Genomic DNA, 1,299 nt, shown 5'->3' on the forward strand with positions numbered 1-1,299 from the left:
CCAACAAGTCCAAAAATATGAAAAAGGATTGAACCGTGTGGGGGCAGGGCGCTTACAAGAAATTGCTGATATATTGGATATCTCGATTTTCTTTTTTTATGCCGATATTTCAACAAAAGAACATATCTTGCTTCCTTATGAAGAAATGACCTCAAACCAAGAAGAGCATATCCTTTTGAAAAGTTTTAGAGAGCTTAAGCCTAAACAACAAAAAGCAATCTTGTGTTTGATTGCTGAAAGATAAAACACTGCTTTAAATTTGATTGCTGCTCTCCTGAGATTACTTTATGAATAAGCGAATGGTGCTAACTGTACCGTGATGTTTCATGGGGGGATCTTAAGGCCTTGAAAATTCAAGCAGAGACATTGGTCTGCTTTATAAATATCGCGAGATTCCGGGAGTTTTTGCACTGTCCAGGTGTGCTTGCACACTAAAAGCAAAAAAGCTGATTCGAACTCAGTACTTTCAGACTCCCGGAATACGCATAAGAGGCGCTCGCACTTGGCGGGGGCACAAAATGCAAACCAAAAATCCACATTTTCCAACTAAAAATCCATATTTTAATGACATTTCGATAGGCAAAAGCGCACCTCGCAACATTATTCGCTCATAGAGCCCTTTTATAAAATTGATGTTCTCTCAAAGGAGAGTACTTCAAAAGGCACGATAAACAACCTACCTCTAAAATATTCAACACCCGTTTGCACAAAAAAGCACCCCAATACGTAAAATCTATTTCAACCTCAAAAAGCATTGTTTTACAGTATGATCGGATAATTCTTGCGTTCCAAAAAATACTTTCATTTTTCTTGCCAATCTTCTGAAATTACTTTATTGATAGATCTGTGTTTTTGATCGTCCACGCAACGGTCAATAAGGAGTTGGATTCCTTAAAACTTAACGCATAAACAATTATGGCTATCCCGGAAGTTCCGGGGGCTTTTGTTATGTCCAAGTGCTATAAGCACTAAAAACAAGAGACTGTTTAAGTTCAGTGAATCCAACCTCCCGGAATACCAATGCGAGGGCGCTCGCAACCGGAGGGGGTCTTCAGTGCAAACCAAAAATCCACATTCTAACGATATTTTGATAGGCAAGAGAATTCGTTTGAGACGAGAAATGTTGAAAATGTCTCAAAAACAATTAGGGCACCGTTTAGGGATAACCTTCCAACAAGTCCAAAAATATGAAAAAGGATTGAACCGTGTGGGGGCAGGGCGCTTACAAGAAATTGCTGATATATTGGATATCTCGATTTTCTTTTTTTATGCCGATATTTCAACAAAAGAACATATCTT

General features: G+C 38.6%; 1 protein-coding gene and 1 pseudogene. Both read left to right on the forward strand.

Annotation, left to right across the window (positions count from 1 at the left end; all coding sequences use genetic code 11):
• Window positions 1-244 (forward strand): annotated as a pseudogene (locus CER18_RS09665) (helix-turn-helix domain-containing protein); the annotation flags it as partial.
• An 810-nt stretch (window positions 245-1,054) separates the two neighbouring features.
• Window positions 1,055-1,299 (forward strand): helix-turn-helix domain-containing protein (locus tag CER18_RS09670; RefSeq protein WP_143242727.1); only part of this gene is annotated, 245 nt, incomplete at its 3' end.

The organism is Bartonella tribocorum (assembly GCF_002777915.1).
GTDB lineage: Bacteria > Pseudomonadota > Alphaproteobacteria > Rhizobiales > Rhizobiaceae > Bartonella > Bartonella tribocorum_A.